Raw genomic sequence first — 20,728 nt, 5'->3', positions numbered from 1 at the left:
ATGGGCCTCAGCGCCGTGCCGCCGGCGTGCGGGCCGGCGTGGCAGGTGGCGTTGCGGGGGCCGTGGGCGCTTCCGGCCGCGGGCAGGTGAAGCCTTTGCGGGTGCCGGAGGCGATGCCCAGCATGCGCTCGGTCAACGGCATCGCGGTGCCGCTCAGCCGCCAGTCGTAGACGGTGCTGAAACTGAGCACGCGGGTCACGTAGTCGCGGGTTTCCTTGTAGCCGATGGTTTCGATCCAGACATCCGCATCCAGTGCGGGGCGCTGCGCTTGCCAGCGCGCCACCGGAGTGGGGCCGGCATTGTAGGCGGCGATCACCAGATAGGGCTTGCCGGCGTAGCGACCCAGCAGTTCGCGCAGGTAGGCGCTGCCGATGGCGATGTTGGCGTCGGCGTCGTACAGGGTGTCGCCGCCCTGCCAGGGCAGTTTGTTTTTCGCCGCCACGGCGGCACCGGTGGCGGGCAGGACTTGCATCAGTCCGCGGGCATCGGCCGCGGAACGGGCGCTGGGATCGAACACCGATTCGGCGCGAATTTCCGCGGCAACCCATGCCGGATCCAGCTGGTTGCGCGCCGCTTCGCGACGGATCGTCGCGTCGTGGTGCAACGGAAAGCGCAGCGTGTACAGCCGCTGTTCGTCGGGGAAACGCTTGCCGTTGGCATTCACCAGCCCGAACACGCCGCGGTCGAACCAACCGTTGTCCTGCGCCACCTCCACGGCCAGTCGGCGTTGCACGTCGGTGAAGCGCGCCAGCGCGGCGTTCCATTCGCGACCGGCCCAGCCGCGGCGATCCAGCATCACCAGTTGCAGTGCACGTACCAGGCCGGGATCGCGGGCGATGGCCTGCTTGGCGGCGGGGGTGGCCATGGGTTGCCAGGGACAGAGCGCATAGGCCTGGCCCAGGCGGTCGGCGGCGAGGAAGCCATAGAAATCGGCGCTGCGCGTGGCCTGCGCATACAGGGCGTTGGCACCGGTGGCATCGCCGGCCAGGGCGCTGGCGCGGGCGGCGAAGTACAGCCAGCGCGAATCGTTGCGCTGGCTGTCGGGCATGCGGCGGATGGCGGCCAGCACGGCGGGCCAGTCGCTGCGGGACAGTGCCTCGCGGACCTGCCATTCGCGCAGGGTGTCGTCGAACGCGGTGGCCGGCACCGCCGCCAGCCGGCGCGCGGCAGACGGCAGGTAAGAGGCCGCCGACCACAGGGCGATGGCGTAACGCACGCGGGTATCGGCGGCCTCGTCGAAGGCCAGGGCGGTGGCTGCGTCTGGCAGCAGCGCCTCGGCACGGTCGGGGTCGGATTTGGCCAGCCGGGCCAGCGCCGCCGCCGCCACCTGCCGGCTGCGGGCGGTGGCGGGCCAACCTTGCACGTTGTTGCCCGGGGCTTCCAGCCATGCGGCATACATGTGCGCCAGTGCCGCATCGTCGGCGGGCAGGCCCTGGGCGATGGCGCGCATGACGGCGGGTTGCCCGGCCTCCACCGCCTTGTCGAAACGCTCCCAACGCAGCGCATCCGGCAGCCCGCCCTGCGCCGCCAGCAGCGCGAACGGGCCATCGCAGGCCGCCGGCAACGGATTGCCGCTGCTGCGCCACAGTGCCTGCGCCTGCTGCGTCCATGCGGCATCGACGCGGTTGCTGGCCATCAGCGCCTGCAAGCGCAGGCAGCGCAAGCCTGCATCGTCGATGCCGGTGTCCCATTGCGCGAGGAAGGCCGGCCATTCGTTGCGACGCGCCAGCGCCTTCAACCATTCCGGACGGAATGCGGCGGCCACCGGTTCGCCCGGGTGGGCGGCAAGGAACTGGTTGCCGCGTGCCAGCGGCAGGCGATCGAGGCGGCTGCGCAAGAATGCAAATTCCAGCCAGCCGGCCAGCGGCTGGCCCTTGAAGCCCGCCAGCACGAGGTCATCCAGCGGGCCGCGCGCCGTCGCTTCCAGCGCGGCCCGCAGTGCCGGATCGGGTGCCGATACGCGCGTGGGTGCCGGTTGCAACAAAGTGGAAGGCGCAGGTGCAGCGATGCTGGTGGAGGCAAGCAGGCTGGCCAGCAGCAGGGGGTGCGAAAAGAGCTTGGACATCACTGGACTATAGCCGAGGCGGGCTGAATCACCGGCTCAGCGCAGCGCCACTTCCGGCACGTCCAGCGCGACCGACAAGGCCAGGTGGTCGGAGTGCGCGGCGGGCAGCGCCTGCATCGTCGCCACCGGCAGCGTGGGCGTCACCAGCATGTGGTCGATGGCGCGCTGCGGCTTCCATGCCGGGAACGTGGGCAGGGGTTGCGACGGTGGTTGCAGCCGGGTATGGCGGTACAGCGCCTGCATCTCGCGGCAATCGGGGTCGCAGTTGAAATCGCCCATCAGGACCGAGTGCGTGCGGCGACCGATGAGCTCGGCGATGAAGTCCAGCTGGCGCTGGCGCGACTGGCTGCCCAGCGAGAGGTGGGCGATGGCCACCAACAGGGCGTCCGGGTCGTCGCCGAAGCGGGCCAGCAGCACGCCGCGGCCCTTGACCCGGCCCGGCAGTGGGTGGTCTTCGACCCGGCGCGGTTCCAGCCGGCTGAGCAGGCCGTTGGCGCTGGAGGCCACGCCGGCCACGCTGCGGTTGGGCTGGTGGCTCCAGTAGGCGAAGCCGGCGCGCTCGGCCAGGTAGTGGGTCTGGTTGGTGAAGCCCGAGCGCAGGCTGCCGGGATCGGCTTCCTGCAGGCCGACGATGTCGTGGCGGCCGGCCAGTTCGGCGATGGCGTCCAGCGCGCCGCGCTTGTTGCCCGCCGGCAGCACGTGCGACCAGCTGCGCGCCACGTAGTCGTGGTAGCCGCGCGTGCTGGAGCCGGCCTGGATATTCGCGCTCAGCAGGCGCAGCCGGCGGTGGCTCATGGCCGGGTGCGGGTCAGCCCTGCGGCGTCGCCGTGGCTGGCGCGGAAGCGGGCGGTGCCGTCGCGCCCAGCTTCGCGCGTTCGGCCATCATCAACTGGTTGAGGATGCGGAACATGTCGTCCATCGACTTGCCCTTGACCCGGTACTTGCCGTTGACCACGAAGGTGGGCGTGCCCATCTGGTCGCCATTGGCGTAGGCCGCGGTCATGGCCTGGCGGGCGTGGTTGATCTTCGCCGCCACCGCGAAGCTCTGCATGCCGGCGAGGAACTGCTTGGGGTCCGCGCCGTAGTTGGCGTAGAAGGCGGCGATGTCTTCGGGGGCGTCCATGCCGCGCTCGCCCTTCAGGGTCTGGTCGATGTGGATGGCGCGGAACATCGCTTCGTGGGTCTTGTCCAGCAGGCCCATGGCCTCGGCGGCGTAATAGGCCTTGGCGTAGTTGTCCCAGGTGCCGCCGAATGCCGCCGGGACGGTGACGAAATGCACGTCTGCCGGCAGCTTCCTGCGCATGGCCGCCACGGTGGGTTCCACGGCGGCGCAGAACGGGCAGACGTAGCCGAAATACTCCACGACTTCGACCTTGCCCGGCGGGGTGTCGAAGGTCTGGCCGGTCGGGATCAGCACGTAGTCCACGCCTTCCTTCAGTGCCGGTGCCTTGGCGGCGGCCTCCTCGGCGGCTTTCAGGGTGGCGGCGGCAGCGGCGGCGGCTTGCGGGTCTTCCGCGCTGGCTCCCTTGGCCTGGCTGGTCGGGGCGGTGGCGGCATCGGTCACCGGAGCCGGGGCCTCGTTCTTGCAGGCGGCCAGGGACAGCAGGGCGAGCAGCAGCAGGGCGTGGCGGGTGATGTGCATGGCGATTCCGTCGGGTCAGTGGCGGGCGGCAGCCGGCTTGGCTGCGGCGGGTTTCGGGGCGGGTTTCGGGGCGACGCGTGCGGCCGGCTTGGCGGGTGCCAGTGCATCAACCACGCGGCGGGCATTGGCCAGCAGGCCCTCGAAGCTGTTGCCGAGGATCATGTAGCGCCCACCCACGATCAGGGTCGGGGTGTTTTCCACGTTGCTGCGGCGCTCGAACTCGAATGCGGCCCGTAGCCGCGCCAGCTGGCCGGGCTCGTCGCGCAGGGCGGCCTGGAACGCGGGCCCGTTCACCCCGGGGATGCGGGTGGCGAAGGTGGTGATCTGTTCGAGGCTGGCCGTGCGCGGCAAGTCGCCGGTTTCATGCACCGCAGCGAACAGGCGCGGATGCAGCACCGGCAGCGCCTTGGCCACCTGTGCGGCATAGAAGGTGCGCGCCCAGGCATCGTCGCGCCCGCTGACGAACGGCACCAGCGTCAGCCTGGCATGGGGGGGGAGTTGCCGCCCCCATGCATCCAGCATCGGCGAGAAATGCGCGCAGTGCGGGCAGGTGTAGGCGAACACCTCGGCCACTTCCACCATGCCCGGCGGCAGCGTCTGGTAGGGTTGGCCGTCTTCGATATAGGTGTACTGCACGCCCTCGCTCAGGCCCGGCAACGCCTTCTGCGCATGGGCAGGGGCGAGGGCGGTAGCCAGCAGCAGGGCGAGCGAAAGCAGCAGGAAGCGCATCTGGTCAGGTTCCAGCGATCAGGAGGGCCGGGACAGGGTGCCCGGGCCGGGGCGAACGCAGGGTGAAGCGGCCGTCAGCGGGCGATGCTTTCCTTGGTGGTGCCGGGGGTGCGGGTATGCAGGCCCTGCACGTAGCTGGCCAGCGACTTGATTTCCTCATCGCTCAGCGAGTGGCTGACCGTGGCCATCAGCTTGAAGTGCGCAGGGTTGGTGTAGGTGCTGGTGCCGGCGCGGTATTCCTCCAGGCGGCGGGCCACGTAGGCGGCATCCTGGCCGTGCAGGGCCGGATAGGCCGGGCCGGGGTTGCCGGCACCCGAGGGGCCGTGGCAGGCCATGCAGGCGGGGATGTTGCGGCTGCTGTCGCCGGTGCGGAACAGGCGTTCGCCCACCTGGTAGAACTTCAGGTCCTTGTTGGGGCCGGCGGCGATCACGGTGTCGTCGGCCACGCCGGCGCCGGCTTTCTGCTTGGCGAACCACGCGCCGACGTCACGCATGTCCTGCGCGTTGAGCATGCCGGCGAACGGGGCCATCACCCCGGCCAGCCCGGCGGTGCGCTGGCCGCTCTTGAACAGGTGCAGCTGTTCGGCGATGTAGCGCTCCGGCATGCCGGCGATGCGGGGGGCGTTCTGCTGCATGGCATTGCCATCCAGCCCGTGGCAGGCGGCGCAGGCACCGGCCTTGCTCTGCCCGGCCTGGGCATCGCCCCAGCTGGCGGGTTTTTCCTGCAACGGCGCGGTCTGCACCGGCGCATTGTCGGGCGCGGCCACGGCGGTGCTTTGGGCGTAGGCAACCGCGGCGAGGGCGAGGCAGGCAACACCGGCAAGGGCATGGACAGGACGCATGCAGAACTCCACTGGCACGAATGGGATGCAATCGCGACGATTGCTGAACCGGCAAATTATGGTGGGCGGGCGGGATGCGGTCAAACCGCACCGGTGCCGCCCCCAAGCATGCCATGCTATGGACATGGCTGCTCCCAACCCGTTCGCACGCGCCCACTACCTGCTGGCCGCCCACAACTACCGGCAATTGCCGCCCGACGGCGGTTTCGAGGTGGCCTTCGCCGGCCGCTCCAATGCCGGCAAGTCCTCCGCCCTGAACGCCCTGTGCCAGCAGAATGCGCTGGCGCGGGTGTCCAAGACGCCCGGTCGCACCCAGCAGTTGGTGTTCTTCGGCCTGCCGCCGCACGAGAACAAGTACCTGGTGGACCTGCCGGGCTACGGCTACGCCAAGGTACCGCAGGAACTGCAGGCGCACTGGCAGGCCTTCCTGGATGGTTATTTCGGCAGCCGCGACGCCCTGCGCGGGTTGGTGGTGGTGATGGACGTGCGCCATCCGCTGAAGGACTACGACCGCCAGATGCTGGGCTATGCCATGCGCCGCGGGCTGCCCGCGCACGTCATCCTGACCAAGGCCGACAAGCTGGGGCGCGGCGCCGGCGGCAATACCCTGCAAGCGGTACGCATGGAACTGGCCCGCAATTACGCCGACAGCGTCAGCGTGCAATTGTTCTCCGGCGAGTCGAAACTGGGCGTGGACGAACTGCGCAGCGTGGTGGCCGGCTGGCTGGGGCTGTAAGTCGATTGCACGCGTTTCCGGAACACTGAAAGCTGTGTCCCCGGCTGTGTTGCGAAATTGCGTGGGGTTAATCTGCCCGGACTTTTCGATGGAATAGGTCGATGTCCGGACCCAGCAGCGCCAGCGACACCCCCATCACCGACGGTCGACAACTGGCCGAGGTCATGGCGTCGGGCGAGAAGCCGCGCGCCGATTGGCGGATCGGCACCGAGCACGAGAAATTCGGCTTCCGGATGGACGACCTGCGCCCGCCCACGTTCGAGGGCGAGCGCGGCATCGAGGCCCTGCTCAACGGCCTGACCCGTTTCGGCTGGCAACCGTATCAGGAACACGGCCGCACCATCGCCCTGACCAAAGGCATGGCCTCGGTGACGCTGGAGCCCGCCGGTCAGCTGGAATTGTCCGGCGCGCCGCTGCCGACCATCCACGACACCTGCAAGGAAGTGGGCAGCCACCTGCGCGAGGTGCGCGAGGTCGCCGACGAGCTCGGGCTCGGTTTCCTCGGCATGGGCTTCCAGCCCAAGTGGCGGCGCGAGGACATGCCGTGGATGCCCAAGGACCGCTACAAGATCATGCGCGCCTACATGCCCAAGGTCGGCAACCTCGGCCTGGACATGATGACCCGCACCTGCACGGTGCAGGTCAACCTGGACTACGCCAGCGAAGCGGACATGGTGAAGAAGTTCCGCGTCTCGCTGGCGCTGCAGCCGATCGCCACCGCGCTGTTCGCCGATTCGCCGTTCACGGAAGGGCGGCCGAACGGCTACCTCAGCTACCGTTCGCACATCTGGACCGACACCGACCCGGGTCGCACCGGCATGCTGGACTTCGTGTTCGAGGACGGCTTCGGCTACCAGCGCTACGTGGATTACCTGCTCGACGTGCCGATGTACTTCAGTCACCGCGATGGCATCTACCACGATGCCAGCGGCAAATCGTTCCGCGATTTCCTGCAAGGCAAGCTCGACGTGCTGCCGGGCGCACTGCCGACCCTGCGCGACTGGAACGACCACATGACCACCGCCTTCCCGGAAGTGCGGCTGAAGAAATTCCTGGAGATGCGCGGTGCCGACAGCGGCCCGTGGAGCCGGATCTGCGCGCTGCCGGCCTTCTGGGTGGGCCTGCTGTATGACGACGCGGCGCTGGACGCGGCCTGGGACCTGGTCAAGGACTTCACGCTGGCCGAGCGCCACGCGCTGCGCGATGGCGTGCCCAGGCAGGCGCTGGGCCTGCCGTTCCGCGGCGGCACGGTGCAGGACCTGGCGCGGGAGGCGGTGAAGATCGCGGCGGCCGGGCTGCGCCGGCGTGCCTGTGCGGATGGCTGCGGCAGCGATGAAGCCGGCTTCCTTGATCCGCTGGTGGAGATCGCGGAGTCCGGCAAGACCCCGGCCGAACGCAAGCTGGCGCTGTTCCGCGGCGAATGGAACGGCAGCGTGGATCCGGTGTTCTGCGAATTCTCCTATTGAAAGCGGCAGGCCTGGGCCTGCCGCTGGATGTTGCCGATAGCGATTGGGCCGTGTCGCTTACTTCCCGGGCTTGAGGCGCTGGATGAGGTTTCCGGTGCCGTCGTTGCGCAAGGTCTTGGGCGATGCCGCCTTGGCATCCATCCATGCGATGCGGTTATTGGTGCCTTCGATGTCGATATCGATGAAGCGGGCTGCCTCGACCTGGTTGTTGGAACCGTCCACCAGCAGGTGGTCGATCCCTTGGCCGCGGATCACGTTGCCGGCGCCTTCGACGCGCAGGCTGCCGCAGTTGCCGCTGAACGTCGCGATATTGCCGACGCCTTCGATGGCGATGGCCTCGCCGGCCTTGCAGGTGTAATCGATGCGGCTGGACACCTGGTTCCAGACCCGCTCCGAGGCCGCGGCCGGCAGGGACAGCAGGCCTGCGGCCAAGATGGATGAGCACAACAGGAAACGAACCTTCACGCGGATCTCCCTCCTTAAGAATGATCCCTCCCCGGTCGGGGAAGATGGGGAGCCGGCGATTAATCGGCGGTGAATTTTCGGCAGGCCTCTCCGCGGGGATGCGGCGTGGTGGTGACGGTGTCAATCGAAACCGATTGCTGCGGTGCGGTATTCCTGGGTTAGCCTGCGGGAATGGGACCCGCAGACATGCCGCTGCGCGAGCAGCTCGAATTCGCTGACACCGACACCCTCCTGCGCGACGATGTGCGCCGGCTTGGCGCCATGGTGGGCGACATGCTGGGCGAGCAGGTGTCGCCCGGTTTCCTCGACCAGGTGGAAGCGCTGCGGCGCAGCGCGATCGCCCGCCGCGAGCAGGGCGCGCCGATGGGCGCGCTGGCCGGTCCGCTGGCGCAGGTCACGCTGGCCGAAGCCGAGCCGCTGGTGCGCGCGTTCGCCGCCTACTTCAGCGCCACCAACCTGGCCGAGCGCGTGCATCGCATCCGCCGCCGCCGCGACTACCAGCGGCAGGGCAGCGCGCCGCAGCCGGGTGGGTTGGAGGCGGTGCTGCGCGGCCTGCGCGAGCAAGGCGTCACCGTGGACGAACTGCGTGCGCAGCTGGCCGGGCTGTGCGTGGAGCCGGTGTTCACCGCGCATCCCACCGAGGCGGTGCGGCGCGCGCTGCTGCTGAAAGAAGCCACCGTGGTGGAGCGGCTGGTGGCCGACATCGACCGCAGCCGCACGCCGCCGGAGCGCCGCGCCGACGATGCGCGCATCCGCCAGTCGCTGACCACCGCCTGGCAGACCAACGAAGCGCCGCCGCTGCGGCCCAGCGTGAAGGACGAGATCGAGCACATCGGCTTCTACCTCGGCAACGTGCTGTACCGGGTGCTGCCGGTGTTCTACGAAGCCTTCGCCGATGCGGTGGAAGCGGTCTACGGCGAGCGCATCGCGCTGCCGCCGATGCTGCGCTTCGGCACCTGGGTGGGCGGCGACATGGACGGCAATCCCAACGTCGGCGCGGACACCGTGCGCAGCGCGCTGGGCGCGCAGCGGGCGCAGGCGCTGGCCTGCTACCAGGCCGACCTGCGCGTGCTGGGCGACATCCTGACCCAGAGCCACGGCCACGCCGGGGTGGACGCCGCGATCGAGCAGCGCGCCGCCGCACACCGCGCGCTGCTGCCCAAGGGCGCGGTGAAGGTGCGGCCGCGGCTGGCGGACATGCCGTATCGGCAGCTGCTGTGGGCGATGCGCGCGCGCTTGGCGGCCACCGGCCAGGGCGGCGAGGGGGCGTACCCGGATGCCGTGGCGTTCATCGCGGATCTTGAACTGATCGATGCCAGCCTGGCCCGGAACCGCGGGGAACATGCCGGCCGTTTCGCGCTGCAGCGGATCCTCTGGCGCGCGCGCAGCTTCGGGTTCCACATGGCGGCGCTGGACCTGCGCCAGGACTCGGCGGTGCACGACCAGGCGCTGGCAGGCCTGGAGAACGCCCCGGACTGGGGGCAGCGGCCGCTGCCGGAACGCATCGCGCGGCTGCACGGGCTGATCGCCGGCGAGGCGCCTGCCAACGCGGATGCCGCGGCGGCGACGTCCACGCTGGCGGTGTTCGCCGCCGTGCACGAACTGCGCGCGCGGCTGGGCGCGAACGCCTTCGGCCCCTACATCATCAGCATGGCGCGCAACGCGGCGGACGCGCTGGCAGTGCTGGCGCTGGCGCGGCTTGCCGGCTGCGTCACCGATGGCGCGGTGCCGCTGGACGTGGCGCCGCTGTTCGAGACGGTGGATGACCTGGCCGCGGCACCCGACACCATGCGCGCGCTGTTCGAGGACCCGCTCTACCGCCGCCATGTCGCCGCCCGCGGCGACCGCCAGATCGTGATGCTGGGCTATAGCGACAGCGCCAAGGACGGCGGCGTGCTGGCCTCGCGCTGGGCACTGCAGCGGGCGCAGGTGGAGCTGCTGGAGGTGGCGCGCGCGGCCGGCGTGCAGGTGGTGTTCTTCCACGGGCGCGGCGGTTCGGTCAGCCGCGGCGGTGGCAAGACCGAGCGCGCGATCATGGCTGCGCCGCGCGGCAGCGTGGGCGGGCGCCTGCGCCTCACCGAACAGGGCGAGGTGATCCACCGCAAGTACGGGATCCGCGCGCTGGCGCTGCGCAACCTGGAGCAGATGACCGGCGCGGTGCTGCGCGCCAGCCTGCGCCCGCGCCCGCCGGAACCGCGCGAGGACGGCTGGCGCGCGATCGCCGCGGAACTGGCGCAGGTCTCGCGCACGCACTACCGCGCGTTGGTCCACGAGCACCCGGACTTCCCCGCGTACTTCCGCGCAGCGACCCCGGTGGACGTGATCGAACGCCTGCACATCAGCTCGCGCCCCTCGCGCCGCCGCGAGGGCGGGATCGCCAACCTGCGCGCGATCCCGTGGGTGTTCTCGTGGTCGCAGAACCGCTCCGGCCTGACCGGCTGGTATGGCGTGGGCACGGCACTGCGCCACGGGATCGACGTGCACGGCCTGTCGGCGATGCGGGCCATGGTGCGCGACTGGCCGTTCTTCGCGGCCTTGCTGGGCGACGTCGAAATGCTGCTGGCCAAGTCCGACATCGACATCTTCGAAGGTTATTCGCGGCTGTCCGGCGACTTGCACGACGTGCTGTTCCCGCCGATCGCCGAAGAATTCGCGCGCACCCGCGACACCATCCTGTTGCTCAAGCAGGCCGACGCGCTGCTGGCGGACGATTACCGCCTGCGCCTGTCGATCCGCCTGCGCAACCCCTATGTCGACCCGATCAGCCTGTTGCAAGTGGAACTGCTGCGGCGCTGGCGCGACAGCGGCCGCGAGGACGAGGCGCTGTTGCGGGTGCTGGTGTCCACCGTGAACGGCATCTCGGCGGGGATCCAGAACACCGGGTGATCAGGCGTGCATCCCGGTGCTAGATGTACTCCAGCAGGAAGACAGCGCCTCCGCCTGCCGCAGCACCGTCTGCACCGCCATGTCCTGCAAATCCGGCGGATAGCCGTACTTGCGCAGAATGCGTTTGACCAATACGCGCATCTTGGCGCGCGCCGAATCGCGGTGCGCCCAATCCACCGAGACATTGCCCTTCAGGCTGACCAGTAGCTCGTGGGCGATGACCTTGAGCTGGTCGTTGCCCATCGCCTGCACCGCTGAATCGTTCTCGGCCAGCGCGTCGTAGAACGCGATTTCCTCATCGCTAAGACCGGACTCCTCGCCGCGCTGCCGTGCCGCGCGAATGTCCTTCGCCAGCCGGATCAGCTCCTGCAACACCTCGGCGGTGGTGATGGCGTTGGCGTGGTAGCGCGCCACGGCATCCTCCAGCCGCTCGGAGAACGCCCTCGATTCGACGATGTTGGCCTTGCTGCGCGAACGGATGCCGTCGTTGATGAGCTTGCGCAAGGCTTCCAGCGCAAGGTTCTTCTTCTGCATCTGCTGCACTTCGGCAAGGAACTCGTCCGAGAGGATGGAAATGTCCGGCGACTGGATGCCCGCCGCCTTCAGGATGTCCACGATCTCGGTGGAAACGACGGCGCGGCTGACGATCTGCTGGATGGCGAAGTCGCGTTCCTGCGAGGTGACACCGGAGCCGGTGGCCGACTTCACCAAGGCGGCGCGGATGGCCTGAAAGAAGCCCACTTCCTCGCGGATGCCGCGCGCCTCATCCGAAGCAGACGCCAGCGAATACGCCTTCGAAAGCGCCAGTACCGCGTCCTGATAGCGGCGCTGCGCGGCTTTCTTGCCGTCCTTCGTGGCTTCCGCCGCCGCCCATTGCTGCTGCCGGTCGAGAATCCATTCGATGGCACCGGCCATCATTACCAGTCGCTGCTGGGGCGTGCCATTCATGGCGCTGGCGTAGTCGAAGCCGTGATACATGTCGCGCACCACTTCGTACTTTTCCAGCAGCACCGCCACGGCCTGCGCCTCGTCCACGCCCGTGGTTTCCTGGTCGCGCGCCGAATACTGCGCCAGCGCCGATTTCAGGCTCTGCGCGATGCCGATGTAATCCACGATCAGGCCCGCCGGCTTGTCGCGGAACACCCGGTTCACGCGGGCGATGGCCTGCATCAGGCCGTGGCCCTGCATCGGCTTGTCGATGTACATGGTGTGCATGCACGGCGCATCGAAGCCGGTCAGCCACATGTCGCGCACGATCACCAGCTTGAGCGGGTCTTTCGGATTCTTGGCCCGTTTCGCCAGATCGTCACGGCGCTTCTTGTTGCCGATGTGCTGCTGCCAGCCGGGCGGATCGCTGGCCGCGCCCGTCATCACGATCTTGACCGCACCGGCGCTGTCGTCGTCGCTGTGCCAGTCCGGGCGCAGCTTGATGATTTCGTCGTACAGCGCCACGCAGATGCGGCGGCTCATGCACACCACCATCGCCTTGCCGTCCAGCGCCGCAAGCCGGGCCTCGAAGTGCGCCACCAGATCCTTCGCCACCAGCGCAAGCCGCTTTTCGCTGCCGACCAGTGTCTCGACGGTTGCCCATTTGCGCTTGAGCTTCTCCTGCTCGGCCTGCGCCTCGTCCTCGGTGAGCGCTTCGACCTCGGCGTCGAGCGTCGGCTTCTCGTCCTCGTCCAATTCGATGCGCGCCAGCCGCGACTCGTAATAGATCGGCACCGTCGCGCCGTCCTCCACCGCGCGGCTGATGTCGTACACGTCGATGTAATTGCCGAACACGGCCGGCGTGTTCACGTCCGTCGCCTCGATGGGCGTGCCGGTGAAGCCGATGAACGAGGCGTTGGGCAGGGCATCGCGCATGTATTTGGCGAAGCCGTAGGACACCTCGCCGGTCTTCGCATCCACCTTGGCGCGGAACCCGTACTGCGATCGGTGTGCCTCGTCGGCGATCACCACCACGTTGCGGCGCGTGGTCAGCGGCTCGGCCACCTCGTCGAACTTCTGCAAGGTGGTGAAGATCACGCCGCCGGCTGCGCGATTGAGCAACTGCTGCAAATCCTCGCGGCTACCGGCCTGTACCGGCGTCTGCCGGAGCAGGTCGTGGCACATCGCAAAGGTGGCGAACAGCTGGTCGTCCAGATCGTTGCGGTCGGTCAGCACCACCAGCGTCGGGTTCTCCATCGCCGGGTGCTTCACCAGCCGTCCGGCGTAGAACGCCATCAGGAAGCTCTTGCCGGAGCCTTGCGTGTGCCAGATCACGCCCGCCCGGCGGTCGCCGCGTGCCTGCGATGCAACACTCGGCAGGCCATAGTCCGCCGGATCGTCGCCCATGCGCTGTCGCGGGTCAGCGGCGCGGAGCGTCGATGCGATGGCGCGATTGACGGCGTGGTACTGGTGATAGCCCGCCACGATCTTCAGCAGCCCGGAATCCGTCTTGCCGAACACCGTGAAATGCCGCAGCAGATCGAGGAAGCGCCGCTGCTCGAACACGCCTTCCACCAGCGTTTCCAGTTCCGGCGCGCCCTTGGGCGCGACCTCCTTGCCATCGATGGTGCGCCACGGCATGAAGCGCTCCAGATCGGCGGAGAGCGAACCCACGCGCGCGGCGAGGCCGTCCGAGGTCACCAGCAGCGCGTTGGCATGGAACAGCGCCGGAATCTGCTGCTTGTAGGTCTGCAACTGGTTGAACGCGCCGACGAGGTTCGCCCCCGCGCTGCCCGGTGCTTTCAATTCGATCACCGCCAGCGGCAGGCCGTTGACGAACAGCACCACGTCCGGCCTGCGGTTGACCTGTTCATTGATGACCACGAACTGCTGCACCGCCAGCCAATCGTTGTTTTCCGGAGTGTCGAAGTCCAGCAGCCGCGCCTTGCCCGCTGTCGGCAGGCCATCGTCGCCGTCGTATTCGACGTCCACGCCCTCGGTCAGCAGCGCATGGATGCGGCGGTTCTCCTCCAGCAGCGCGGGAAACACGGACTGGGTGAGCTTGCGCAGTGCCTCCATTCGCGCCTGTTGTGGCAGATGCGGGTTGAGCCGTGTCGCTGCATCTTCCAGCCGCTTTTGCAGCACCACCACGTCATGGCTGTCGCGCTCCGGCGCGCCGCCGTCCGGGCCGATGACCTCGTCCGAAGTGGTGGCCCAGCCCAGCCCCTTGAGTTGTTCAAGCAAGGCCTGCTCGATTTCGGCTTCGGAAAGGAAGGCCATCTTCGTCAATCTTCCAGTGCGGCCACGCCATCGGCGGGCATCTCGTCGGAGAACAGCCGCACGTAGGGGCCGTAGCGGAAACGGCGGTTACGGGCGTAACCGGTGATTTCTTCCAGAATGCCCAATTCCACCATGCGTCGTACCAGGGCATTGGCGGCGGCGTGCGTGGTGCCCGTCAACTGCTGCACATCCGGTACGGAAAGAATGGGCCGGTCAAACAGCTTTTCCAGCACCCGGTGGCCGTTGCCCGCCGCGCGTCCGAACCGGTCTGTGATCGCGCTGCGGTGGCCTTCGCGCAACAACTGGATGCGGCGTGCGGTATTCGTTGCCTCGCCAGCCACTTCGATCACGCCCCGCAGGAAGAACGCCAACCACGATTCCCACTCTCCCTTGTCGCGGACGGCCTGCAAGTGGTCGTAATACTGTTGCCTGTACTGTTTGAAGTAATGAGACAGATACAAGACCGGCTTGTGCAATACATTGCACTCGGTCAGCAGGAAGGTGATCAGCAAGCGGCCGACGCGGCCATTGCCGTCCAGGAACGGGTGGATGGTCTCGAACTGCACATGCGCCAGCGCGATCTTCACCAGTGGCGGCAGGCCATCATCCTGATGCAGGAACTTTTCCCAGTCACCCAACGCACGCGGCACCTCGTGTGCCGGTGGCGGCACAAAGGAGGCAGTGTTGAGTGTGCAGCCGGGTGGGCCGATCCAATTCTGACTCTGGCGCAGTTCACCCGGATGCAGGCGACTGCCGCGCACACCCTGCATCAGCTCGGCGTGTATCTCGCGCACCAGCCGCACGGAAACGGGTAGTTCGTGCAGGCGTTCCAGCCCGTGCTTCATGGCGCGCACATAGTTGATGACCTCCTCCACGTCCTGCGGGCGGTTCTCGTCGTACAGAGACGCTTCCGCCGCCAGCAGATCTTGCAGTGAGCTTTGCGTCCCTTCGATCTGGCTGGACAGCACCGCTTCCTTGCGGACGTACATCAGGATGAACAAATCCGGATTGGGCAGGGTCAGTACCGAGCCGTCCAGCCGCCCGAGGGCGCGGTCGGCCTGAGAAAGCAGGCTGGTGAGTCCGGCATCCAGCGCAAGCGGTGGGCGGGGCGGCAAGGGTGCGGGGATGAAGGCACGGTAGCCGGTTGTCTGGCGGATGTACTGGCCTGCGCGCTGGGTAGAGTCAGATGGAGTCATGCGATAGCCAGCCTTTGACAAGGGTACGCTGGTTGTTTCATGTGATAGCCAGACTATCACATAGGCTGATTTTCCGGCTGTATGGTTGGCAGCCTTGCATATGGCGAAAGCCTTGGAATGAAGAGCTTGACCCAGACGCTGGTACTGCCTAGCCTGCTCTCAATACGACCGGCGCCTCTGCACTCTTGTGTACGCGTCGGTTTTCATTTCTGCGGCCACAGCTCCCAACCGTTCCAGTTCCACCCCTCGAATATCCCCATGTCCGCCAGAGTCACGGCCCGGTTGGGCATCTGCGGAAACTCCTGCTCAAGCAACTGCACCAGACGCCGTCCCCAAGATGAGCGCGGACAGATCGTCCGCAGTAGTTGTTGCATCAGGCAGAAGCAGAAGAAGGTCCGCGTATTTGGCATCGCCGGCCAACCCTCAGGCACGGGTGACGGTTCCAGCACATTGATGTTCCACATCCGGCTGTGGTGAGCGGCCACATTGCGCATGAAGTTCAGGGTACGTAGCCAGTTGGCGAAGGCCCTTCCATCCGTAGCACCATATCGGGCAGCAATGACCGCCTGATCTTCAAAGCGCATGCCGGCAAATAGCTTGGACAACTGCCCGAAATCCCACACTTCAATCGCAACCCAGATCGGCAGCCTGCCGTCATATGCTTCTTGATGATGCTGCACGAATGGTTCGCGCCGCGCCCGGTGCAGCAACTGCTGATGCTTCTCCAGCCACGCCCGATGCAAGGTCTTTCCCGCATCCTTTCCATTACGGATCAGCCGCTTCGAGAAGTTGCCGTGCAGGCAATCCGGGTTCTCGTGCGCGCATGGGTCTTGCCGGCCTAGCAAGTGGGCTACATCCACTCGCACCGCCATCTCGATGCGCTCCAGTGCATCCAGCGCCAGCAGGCGTAGCTTCTTGTCGAACACGTACAACTTGACCACGTCCTCGAAGCGGCTGCCGGCGATGAACTCGTCCAGCCTCACGGGTCTGCCTGCGCTTTCCGATGCGGCCTTGTCGATGACTCGCAGGGGATACCAGTAGCCGCTGAGCCTGTAGTAGCCGATGCGGGCCAGATAGCTCAATGCTGCTGCATCGTCATCAACATGCAGGCCGCGAGCTTTCAGGCCGGTCAACTGGTCGTCGAAAGACTTCCATGGTTTCAAGGGCGTCATGCCAGAACGTTCTCCAGATATTCGGTGTTCTTCATCCGCAACTCACCGGAAATCAGCTTGGGGAGCAGGGTGTCGCGGAGGTTGGCAAGAGTTCCGGACTGCAATGCATTGCTGATCGTTTGCTCAAACAGCGGCGCGATCACGGCATCGAACTTCGCCATTTCATCCGGCGGCGGCACTGCGACTTTGGCGGCAGTGAGGTGCCCGCGCTGGATGTGGCCCATCGTTGTTGCCTTGCCTGCGGCGATGGCGCGAAAGTCCTGCAGGTGCTGGCGTGTGGCGTGGTAGTAGAACCACTTGGGCACTTCGTGTGATGTCACCTTGAACAGGTGCTGGTTCAAGGCGCCGCGTCCGCCTGTCCATACCTCGACTTCCAGTGAGCCCGACCATGAAAACAGCACATCGCCATCTTCCACGATGTACTCCGGCTTGAGCCGGGCGCTGGCCTTGTCCGAGCCGTTCGTATGGCCTGCGCGCAGTTGGGCGATCTTGATGACGGGCAGGAACTCGGTTTCGCTTTCCGGCGGGAACTTTTGCAAGGCCAGTCCGTTGAGGTAGTGGGCGATCTGGTCGAGGGATGCCACCCGCCAGCCCTTCGGGATCAAGCCCAGCTCCGATTCCTGCATGTCCTCGGCGGGTACGCCGTCGAAGTCCACGAACCATGACTTGAACAGGGCGCGGGCCATGGCTTCCAGCGTCTGGTTCATGCGCCGGTTGAGTTCGATCTTGTCGTCTAGCGTGCCGAGGATGTGGGCGATGGCGCGTTGTTCTTCGATGGGCGGAATACGGGTTATGAAGCTTTCGATGCGCCCCGGTGATGTGTGCTTGACCGTTGTGCCTGTGGCGGAACCCACGATCCATGAACGGTATTCATGCGTGCGCAACAAGTACTGAATGAAGCGTGGTGAAGTTGGCATGTCATGGTTGAATTCCAATAAGCCGATGCGCTGGTTATGCAGCCAAACCATGTCGTCATGCGGCACGCTTGCGGCGTAGCCAAGTGTGTCGGACTCCTTACTCAAATCCGTCATCGTGACGACGATCTGATCAGGTTTTAGTACGTAGTCCTGTGGAACCGGGCCGCGATAATACTTGCGCTTGCCATCCTGAAAGCCGCCGCCGATAGCAAAGTTTCCCGGCGTCACCAACACGGTTTCCTGCGGCTCATCGGTGAAGTATTCGCCCTTGAAAGCAAAGCCATGCTTCACTTTGAACAATTCGCCGAGTGAAGCCTCACTCCACTCACCCGCCATACCCAAGCCCCTTCAGGTTGGCTTCAATCGTCGTATCCAGCCTCATCGCTTCCGTCTGCTGCTCGCGCCACAGCGTCACAAGACGCTGCATCTTCGCCTCGAACGGCTCGCCATCGTCCTCCTGTTCTTCCGCGCCGACATAGCGCCCCGGCGTCAGCACATGCCCGTGCTTGCGGATTTCATCGAGCGTGGCGGACTTGCAGAAGCCGGGCGCGTCCTCGTAAGGCGAGCGCCCGCGACGCTCCGATACGAGCTCGCCCGATGCGGCCCGCCATGCGTGGTAGGTGTCGGCGATCCTGTGGATGTCCTCGTCGGTCAGTTCGCGGCGGGTGCGATCCACCAGCACGCCCATCTTGCGGGCGTCGATGAACAGCACTTCGCCTCGGCGGTCGCGCAGCTTGCGCTTGCCGGCGCGGCCATTGGACTTGTTGCGGGCAAGGAACCACAGGCAGGCGGGAATCTGGGTGGAATAGAACAACTGGCCGGGCAGGGCGACCATGCAGTCCACCACGTCGGCTTCGACCATCGCCCTGCGGATGTCGCCTTCGCCGCTCTGCTGCGAGCTCATCGAGCCGTTCGCCAGCACCACGCCGGCGGTGCCGAACGGTGCGAGGTGGTGGACGATGTGTTGCAGCCACGCATAGTTGGCATTGCCGGCCGGCGGCACGCCGAACTGCCAGCGCACGTCCTCGCGCAGGCGCTCGCCGCCCCAGTCGGAGATGTTGAACGGCGGGTTGGCGAGGATGAAGTCGGCCTTCATCAGCGAGCCGTCGCTGGTGCGCTGCGTGGCGAATTCGTCCTTGTGGAAGCTGCCTTCGTTGTTCCAGAAAATCCTGGAGTCGATGCCGCGCACGGCGAGGTTCATCTTCGCCAGCCGCCACGTGGTGTAGTTGCTTTCCTGCCCGTAGATGGCGATGTCGCCGGTACGTCCGCCGTGTTCGGCGACGAACTTCTCGCTCTGCACGAACATGCCGCCGCTGCCGCAGCACGGGTCGTAGACGCGCCCGCTGTAGGGCTCCAGCATTTCCACCAGCGTGCGCACCACGCTGCGCGGGGTGTAGAACTCGCCGCCGCGCTTGCCTTCCGCGCCGGCGAACTGGCCGAGGAAGTATTCGTAGACGCGGCCCAGCACGTCCTTCGATTTGTCGTTGCCCTGGTTCAGGGCGATGCCGGAAATCAGGTCGATCAGTTCACCCAGCATCACCTTGTTGAGCGCGGGGCGGGCGTAGTCCTTGGGCAGCACGCTTTTCAGCGACGGATTATCCTTTTCGATGACGCGCATGGCGTCGTCGATCAGGGCGCCGATGGTCGGCTGCCTGGCGTTGGCCTGCAGGTGCGACCAGCGCGCCTGCTTCGGTACCCAGAAGATGTTGTCGGCGAGGTACTCGTCCTTGTCCTCGGCGGCCTGCGGGTCTTCGGCCAGCAGCCGGGCGTGGCGGGCCTCGAAGGCATCGGAGATGTACTTCAGGAAGATCAGGCCCAGCGCGACATGCTTGTAGTCGCTGGGTTCCATGTTGCCGCGCAGTTTGTCGGCGGTTTTCCAGAGTTTGTCGGCATAGTCCAGCTCAGGGGCTGGTGCTTGCGTGGAAGCCGGGCGTGTGGCTTTGGCCGGTGCGGGCTTGGACTTGGGGGCATCGGCGGCGATGGGCGCTTGCGCCGTCGTCAGGGCGACGGAGCCGCCACGCCCGCGTCCGGGCCGGATGCGGCCCGCGTCGAGCAATTGCTGCTTGATGCGCTGGTAGGTGTCTTCCTGCCAGCCCAGCGTTTCGAGCAGGCGCTGGTTGCCTGCGCTGCCGCCCAACGCGGCAAGGGTATCGAGGAAGCGCCTGGTCTGCTGTTCGGTAGATGGCACGGATTGTTCCGAATGGGTGTCTTACGCAAGAACGAAAAACGATAGCGCATCCAGCCGCCTCGCGGCCCGCCCTACAATGGCGGCAACGCCATTCCAGGAGCCTCCCCATGAAGTCCCGCGCCGCCGTGGCCTTCGCCGCTGGCCAGCCGCTGCAGATCGTCGAGATCGACGTCGCCCCGCCCAAGGCCGGCGAAGTGCTGGTGAAGATCACCCACACCGGCGTCTGCCACACCGACGCGTTCACGCTGTCGGGCGACGACCCGGAGGGCCTGTTCCCCTGCGTGCTGGGCCACGAAGGCGCGGGCGTGGTGGTGGAGGTGGGCGAGGGCGTCACCAGCGTGAAGCCGGGCGACCACGTCATCCCGCTGTACACCGCGGAGTGCGGCGAGTGCCTGTTCTGCAAGAGCGGCAAGACCAACCTGTGCACGGCGGTGCGCGCCACCCAGGGCAAGGGCGTGATGCCGGACGGCACCACCCGCTTCAGCTACAACGGCCAGCCGCTGTACCACTACATGGGCTGCAGCACCTTCAGCGAGTACACCGTCGTCGCCGAGGTCTCGCTGGCGAAGATCAACCCCGAGGCCAACCACGAGCAGGTCTGCCTGCTCGGCTGCGGCGTCACCACCGGCCTGGGCGCGGTGAAGAACACGGCGAAGGTGGCCGAAGGCGATTCGGTCGCGGTGTTTGGCCTGGGCGGCATCGGCCTGGCCGTCATCCAGGGCGCGAAGCGGGCGAAGGCGGGGCGGATCATCGCCATCGACACCAATCCCGACAAGTTCCCGATGGCGCGCGACATGGGCGCCACCGACTGCGTGAACCCCAAGGACTTCGACAAGCCGATCCAGCAGGTGGTGGTGGAGATGACCGGCTGGGGCGTGGACCACAGCTTCGAGTGCATCGGCAACGTCAACGTGATGCGTGCGGCGCTGGAATGCGCGCACCGCGGCTGGGGCCAGAGCGTGATCATCGGCGTGGCCGGCGCGGGGCAGGAGATTTCCACCCGCCCGTTCCAGCTGGTCACCGGCCGCAAGTGGCTGGGCACCGCCTTCGGCGGCGTGAAGGGCCGCAGCCAGTTGCCGGGCATGGTGGAGGAGGCAATGGCGGGCGACATCCAGCTCGCGCCGTTCGTGACCCACACGATGGGGCTGGAGCAGATCAACGACGCCTTCGACCTGATGCACGACGGCAAGTCGATCCGCTCGGTGGTGCATTTCTGA

15 protein-coding genes are annotated in these 20,728 nt (G+C 66.8%); 4 read left to right on the top strand and 11 right to left on the bottom strand.

Features of this window, described 5'->3' with window-relative positions; genetic code table 11:
- Positions 1–7 precede the first annotated feature (7 nt).
- From ACE3OK_RS01670 to ACE3OK_RS01650, 5 genes are all read right to left on the bottom strand, one after another.
- Complete coding sequence (locus tag ACE3OK_RS01670; protein WP_374247778.1) at positions 8–2,065, bottom strand: transglycosylase SLT domain-containing protein; 2,058 nt, start codon at positions 2,063–2,065, stop codon at positions 8–10.
- A gap of 36 nt (positions 2,066–2,101) precedes the next feature.
- The gene (locus ACE3OK_RS01665) at positions 2,102–2,860 is read right to left on the bottom strand and encodes an endonuclease/exonuclease/phosphatase family protein (protein WP_374247777.1); all 759 of its coding nucleotides are present in this window, start codon (positions 2,858–2,860) and stop codon (positions 2,102–2,104) included.
- A 13-nt stretch (positions 2,861–2,873) separates the two neighbouring features.
- Complete coding sequence (locus tag ACE3OK_RS01660; RefSeq protein WP_374247776.1) at positions 2,874–3,707, bottom strand: thiol:disulfide interchange protein DsbA/DsbL; 834 nt, start codon at positions 3,705–3,707, stop codon at positions 2,874–2,876.
- 15 nt (positions 3,708–3,722) lie between these two features.
- Positions 3,723–4,436 carry a thiol:disulfide interchange protein DsbA/DsbL gene (locus ACE3OK_RS01655; RefSeq protein WP_374247775.1) on the bottom strand — a complete coding sequence of 238 codons (714 nt, stop codon included), beginning with the start codon at positions 4,434–4,436 and terminating at the stop codon, positions 3,723–3,725.
- 74 nt (positions 4,437–4,510) lie between these two features.
- A complete protein-coding gene (locus tag ACE3OK_RS01650) occupies positions 4,511–5,278 on the bottom strand; it encodes a cytochrome c (protein ID WP_374247774.1) in 768 nt (255 codons plus the stop codon).
- Between the two features lie 124 nt (positions 5,279–5,402).
- On the opposite strand from ACE3OK_RS01650, the gene yihA reads away from it, so the two are divergent.
- Entirely contained in the window at positions 5,403–6,014 is a 612-nt protein-coding gene (yihA, locus tag ACE3OK_RS01645) for a ribosome biogenesis GTP-binding protein YihA/YsxC (protein ID WP_374247773.1), read from the top strand.
- Between the two features lie 101 nt (positions 6,015–6,115).
- Positions 6,116–7,480, top strand: a complete 1,365-nt coding sequence (locus ACE3OK_RS01640) for a glutamate--cysteine ligase (RefSeq protein ID WP_374247772.1) — start codon at positions 6,116–6,118, stop codon at positions 7,478–7,480.
- Positions 7,481–7,537: 57 nt separating this feature from the next.
- Here the strand turns inward: ACE3OK_RS01640 and ACE3OK_RS01635 are convergent, their stop codons facing one another.
- Complete coding sequence (locus ACE3OK_RS01635) at positions 7,538–7,945, bottom strand: DUF3060 domain-containing protein (RefSeq protein WP_374247771.1); 408 nt, start codon at positions 7,943–7,945, stop codon at positions 7,538–7,540.
- A 171-nt stretch (positions 7,946–8,116) separates the two neighbouring features.
- Between ACE3OK_RS01635 and ppc the strand changes: the two genes are divergently transcribed.
- Positions 8,117–10,831, top strand: coding sequence for a phosphoenolpyruvate carboxylase (gene ppc / locus ACE3OK_RS01630; protein WP_374247770.1), 2,715 nt, complete (start codon positions 8,117–8,119; stop codon positions 10,829–10,831).
- On the opposite strand, the gene ACE3OK_RS01625 is transcribed toward ppc, so the two are convergent.
- The 5 genes from ACE3OK_RS01625 to ACE3OK_RS01605 form a co-directional block, all read right to left on the bottom strand.
- Positions 10,832–14,038, bottom strand: a complete 3,207-nt coding sequence (locus ACE3OK_RS01625) for a type I restriction endonuclease subunit R (protein WP_374247769.1) — start codon at positions 14,036–14,038, stop codon at positions 10,832–10,834.
- A 5-nt stretch (positions 14,039–14,043) separates the two neighbouring features.
- Entirely contained in the window at positions 14,044–15,234 is a 1,191-nt protein-coding gene (locus ACE3OK_RS01620) for a Fic family protein (protein ID WP_374247768.1), read from the bottom strand.
- Positions 15,235–15,437: 203 nt separating this feature from the next.
- On the bottom strand, positions 15,438–16,406 hold the full coding sequence (locus ACE3OK_RS01615; RefSeq protein WP_374247767.1) for an Abi family protein: 969 nt from the start codon (positions 16,404–16,406) through the stop codon (positions 15,438–15,440).
- Positions 16,403–17,659, bottom strand: coding sequence for a restriction endonuclease subunit S (locus tag ACE3OK_RS01610; RefSeq protein ID WP_374247766.1), 1,257 nt, complete (start codon positions 17,657–17,659; stop codon positions 16,403–16,405). The genes ACE3OK_RS01615 and ACE3OK_RS01610 overlap by 4 nt, the downstream gene beginning before the upstream one ends.
- A complete protein-coding gene (locus ACE3OK_RS01605; protein WP_374247765.1) occupies positions 17,649–19,511 on the bottom strand; it encodes a type I restriction-modification system subunit M in 1,863 nt (620 codons plus the stop codon). The genes ACE3OK_RS01610 and ACE3OK_RS01605 overlap by 11 nt, the downstream gene beginning before the upstream one ends.
- Before the next feature lie 107 nt (positions 19,512–19,618).
- On the opposite strand from ACE3OK_RS01605, the gene ACE3OK_RS01600 reads away from it, so the two are divergent.
- The gene (locus ACE3OK_RS01600; RefSeq protein WP_374247764.1) at positions 19,619–20,728 is read left to right on the top strand and encodes an S-(hydroxymethyl)glutathione dehydrogenase/class III alcohol dehydrogenase; all 1,110 of its coding nucleotides are present in this window, start codon (positions 19,619–19,621) and stop codon (positions 20,726–20,728) included.

Source organism: Thermomonas sp. (genome assembly GCF_041905325.1).
In the GTDB taxonomy this organism is placed as follows: Bacteria; Pseudomonadota; Gammaproteobacteria; order Xanthomonadales; family Xanthomonadaceae; genus Thermomonas.
The sequence above is the reverse complement of the archived record's forward strand: the minus strand, read 5'-3'. Positions and strand labels throughout refer to the sequence as shown.

Bases quoted from the DNA above. Each gene is read 5' to 3' on its own strand.
- ACE3OK_RS01660 (WP_374247776.1), bottom strand. From the start codon at position 3,707: ATGCACATCACCCGCCACGCCCTGCTGCTGCTCGCCCTGCTGTCCCTG.
- ACE3OK_RS01610 (WP_374247766.1), bottom strand. From the start codon at position 17,659: ATGGCGGGTGAGTGGAGTGAGGCTTCACTCGGCGAATTGTTCAAAGTG.
- ACE3OK_RS01650 (WP_374247774.1), bottom strand. From the start codon at position 5,278: ATGCGTCCTGTCCATGCCCTTGCCGGTGTTGCCTGCCTCGCCCTCGCC.
- ACE3OK_RS01600 (WP_374247764.1), top strand. From the start codon at position 19,619: ATGAAGTCCCGCGCCGCCGTGGCCTTCGCCGCTGGCCAGCCGCTGCAG.
- yihA (WP_374247773.1), top strand. From the start codon at position 5,403: ATGGCTGCTCCCAACCCGTTCGCACGCGCCCACTACCTGCTGGCCGCC.
- ACE3OK_RS01640 (WP_374247772.1), top strand. From the start codon at position 6,116: ATGTCCGGACCCAGCAGCGCCAGCGACACCCCCATCACCGACGGTCGA.
- ACE3OK_RS01665 (WP_374247777.1), bottom strand. From the start codon at position 2,860: ATGAGCCACCGCCGGCTGCGCCTGCTGAGCGCGAATATCCAGGCCGGC.
- ACE3OK_RS01670 (WP_374247778.1), bottom strand. From the start codon at position 2,065: ATGTCCAAGCTCTTTTCGCACCCCCTGCTGCTGGCCAGCCTGCTTGCC.
- ACE3OK_RS01615 (WP_374247767.1), bottom strand. From the start codon at position 16,406: ATGACGCCCTTGAAACCATGGAAGTCTTTCGACGACCAGTTGACCGGC.
- ACE3OK_RS01625 (WP_374247769.1), bottom strand. From the start codon at position 14,038: ATGGCCTTCCTTTCCGAAGCCGAAATCGAGCAGGCCTTGCTTGAACAA.
- ppc (WP_374247770.1), top strand. From the start codon at position 8,117: ATGGGACCCGCAGACATGCCGCTGCGCGAGCAGCTCGAATTCGCTGAC.
- ACE3OK_RS01655 (WP_374247775.1), bottom strand. From the start codon at position 4,436: ATGCGCTTCCTGCTGCTTTCGCTCGCCCTGCTGCTGGCTACCGCCCTC.
- ACE3OK_RS01620 (WP_374247768.1), bottom strand. From the start codon at position 15,234: ATGACTCCATCTGACTCTACCCAGCGCGCAGGCCAGTACATCCGCCAG.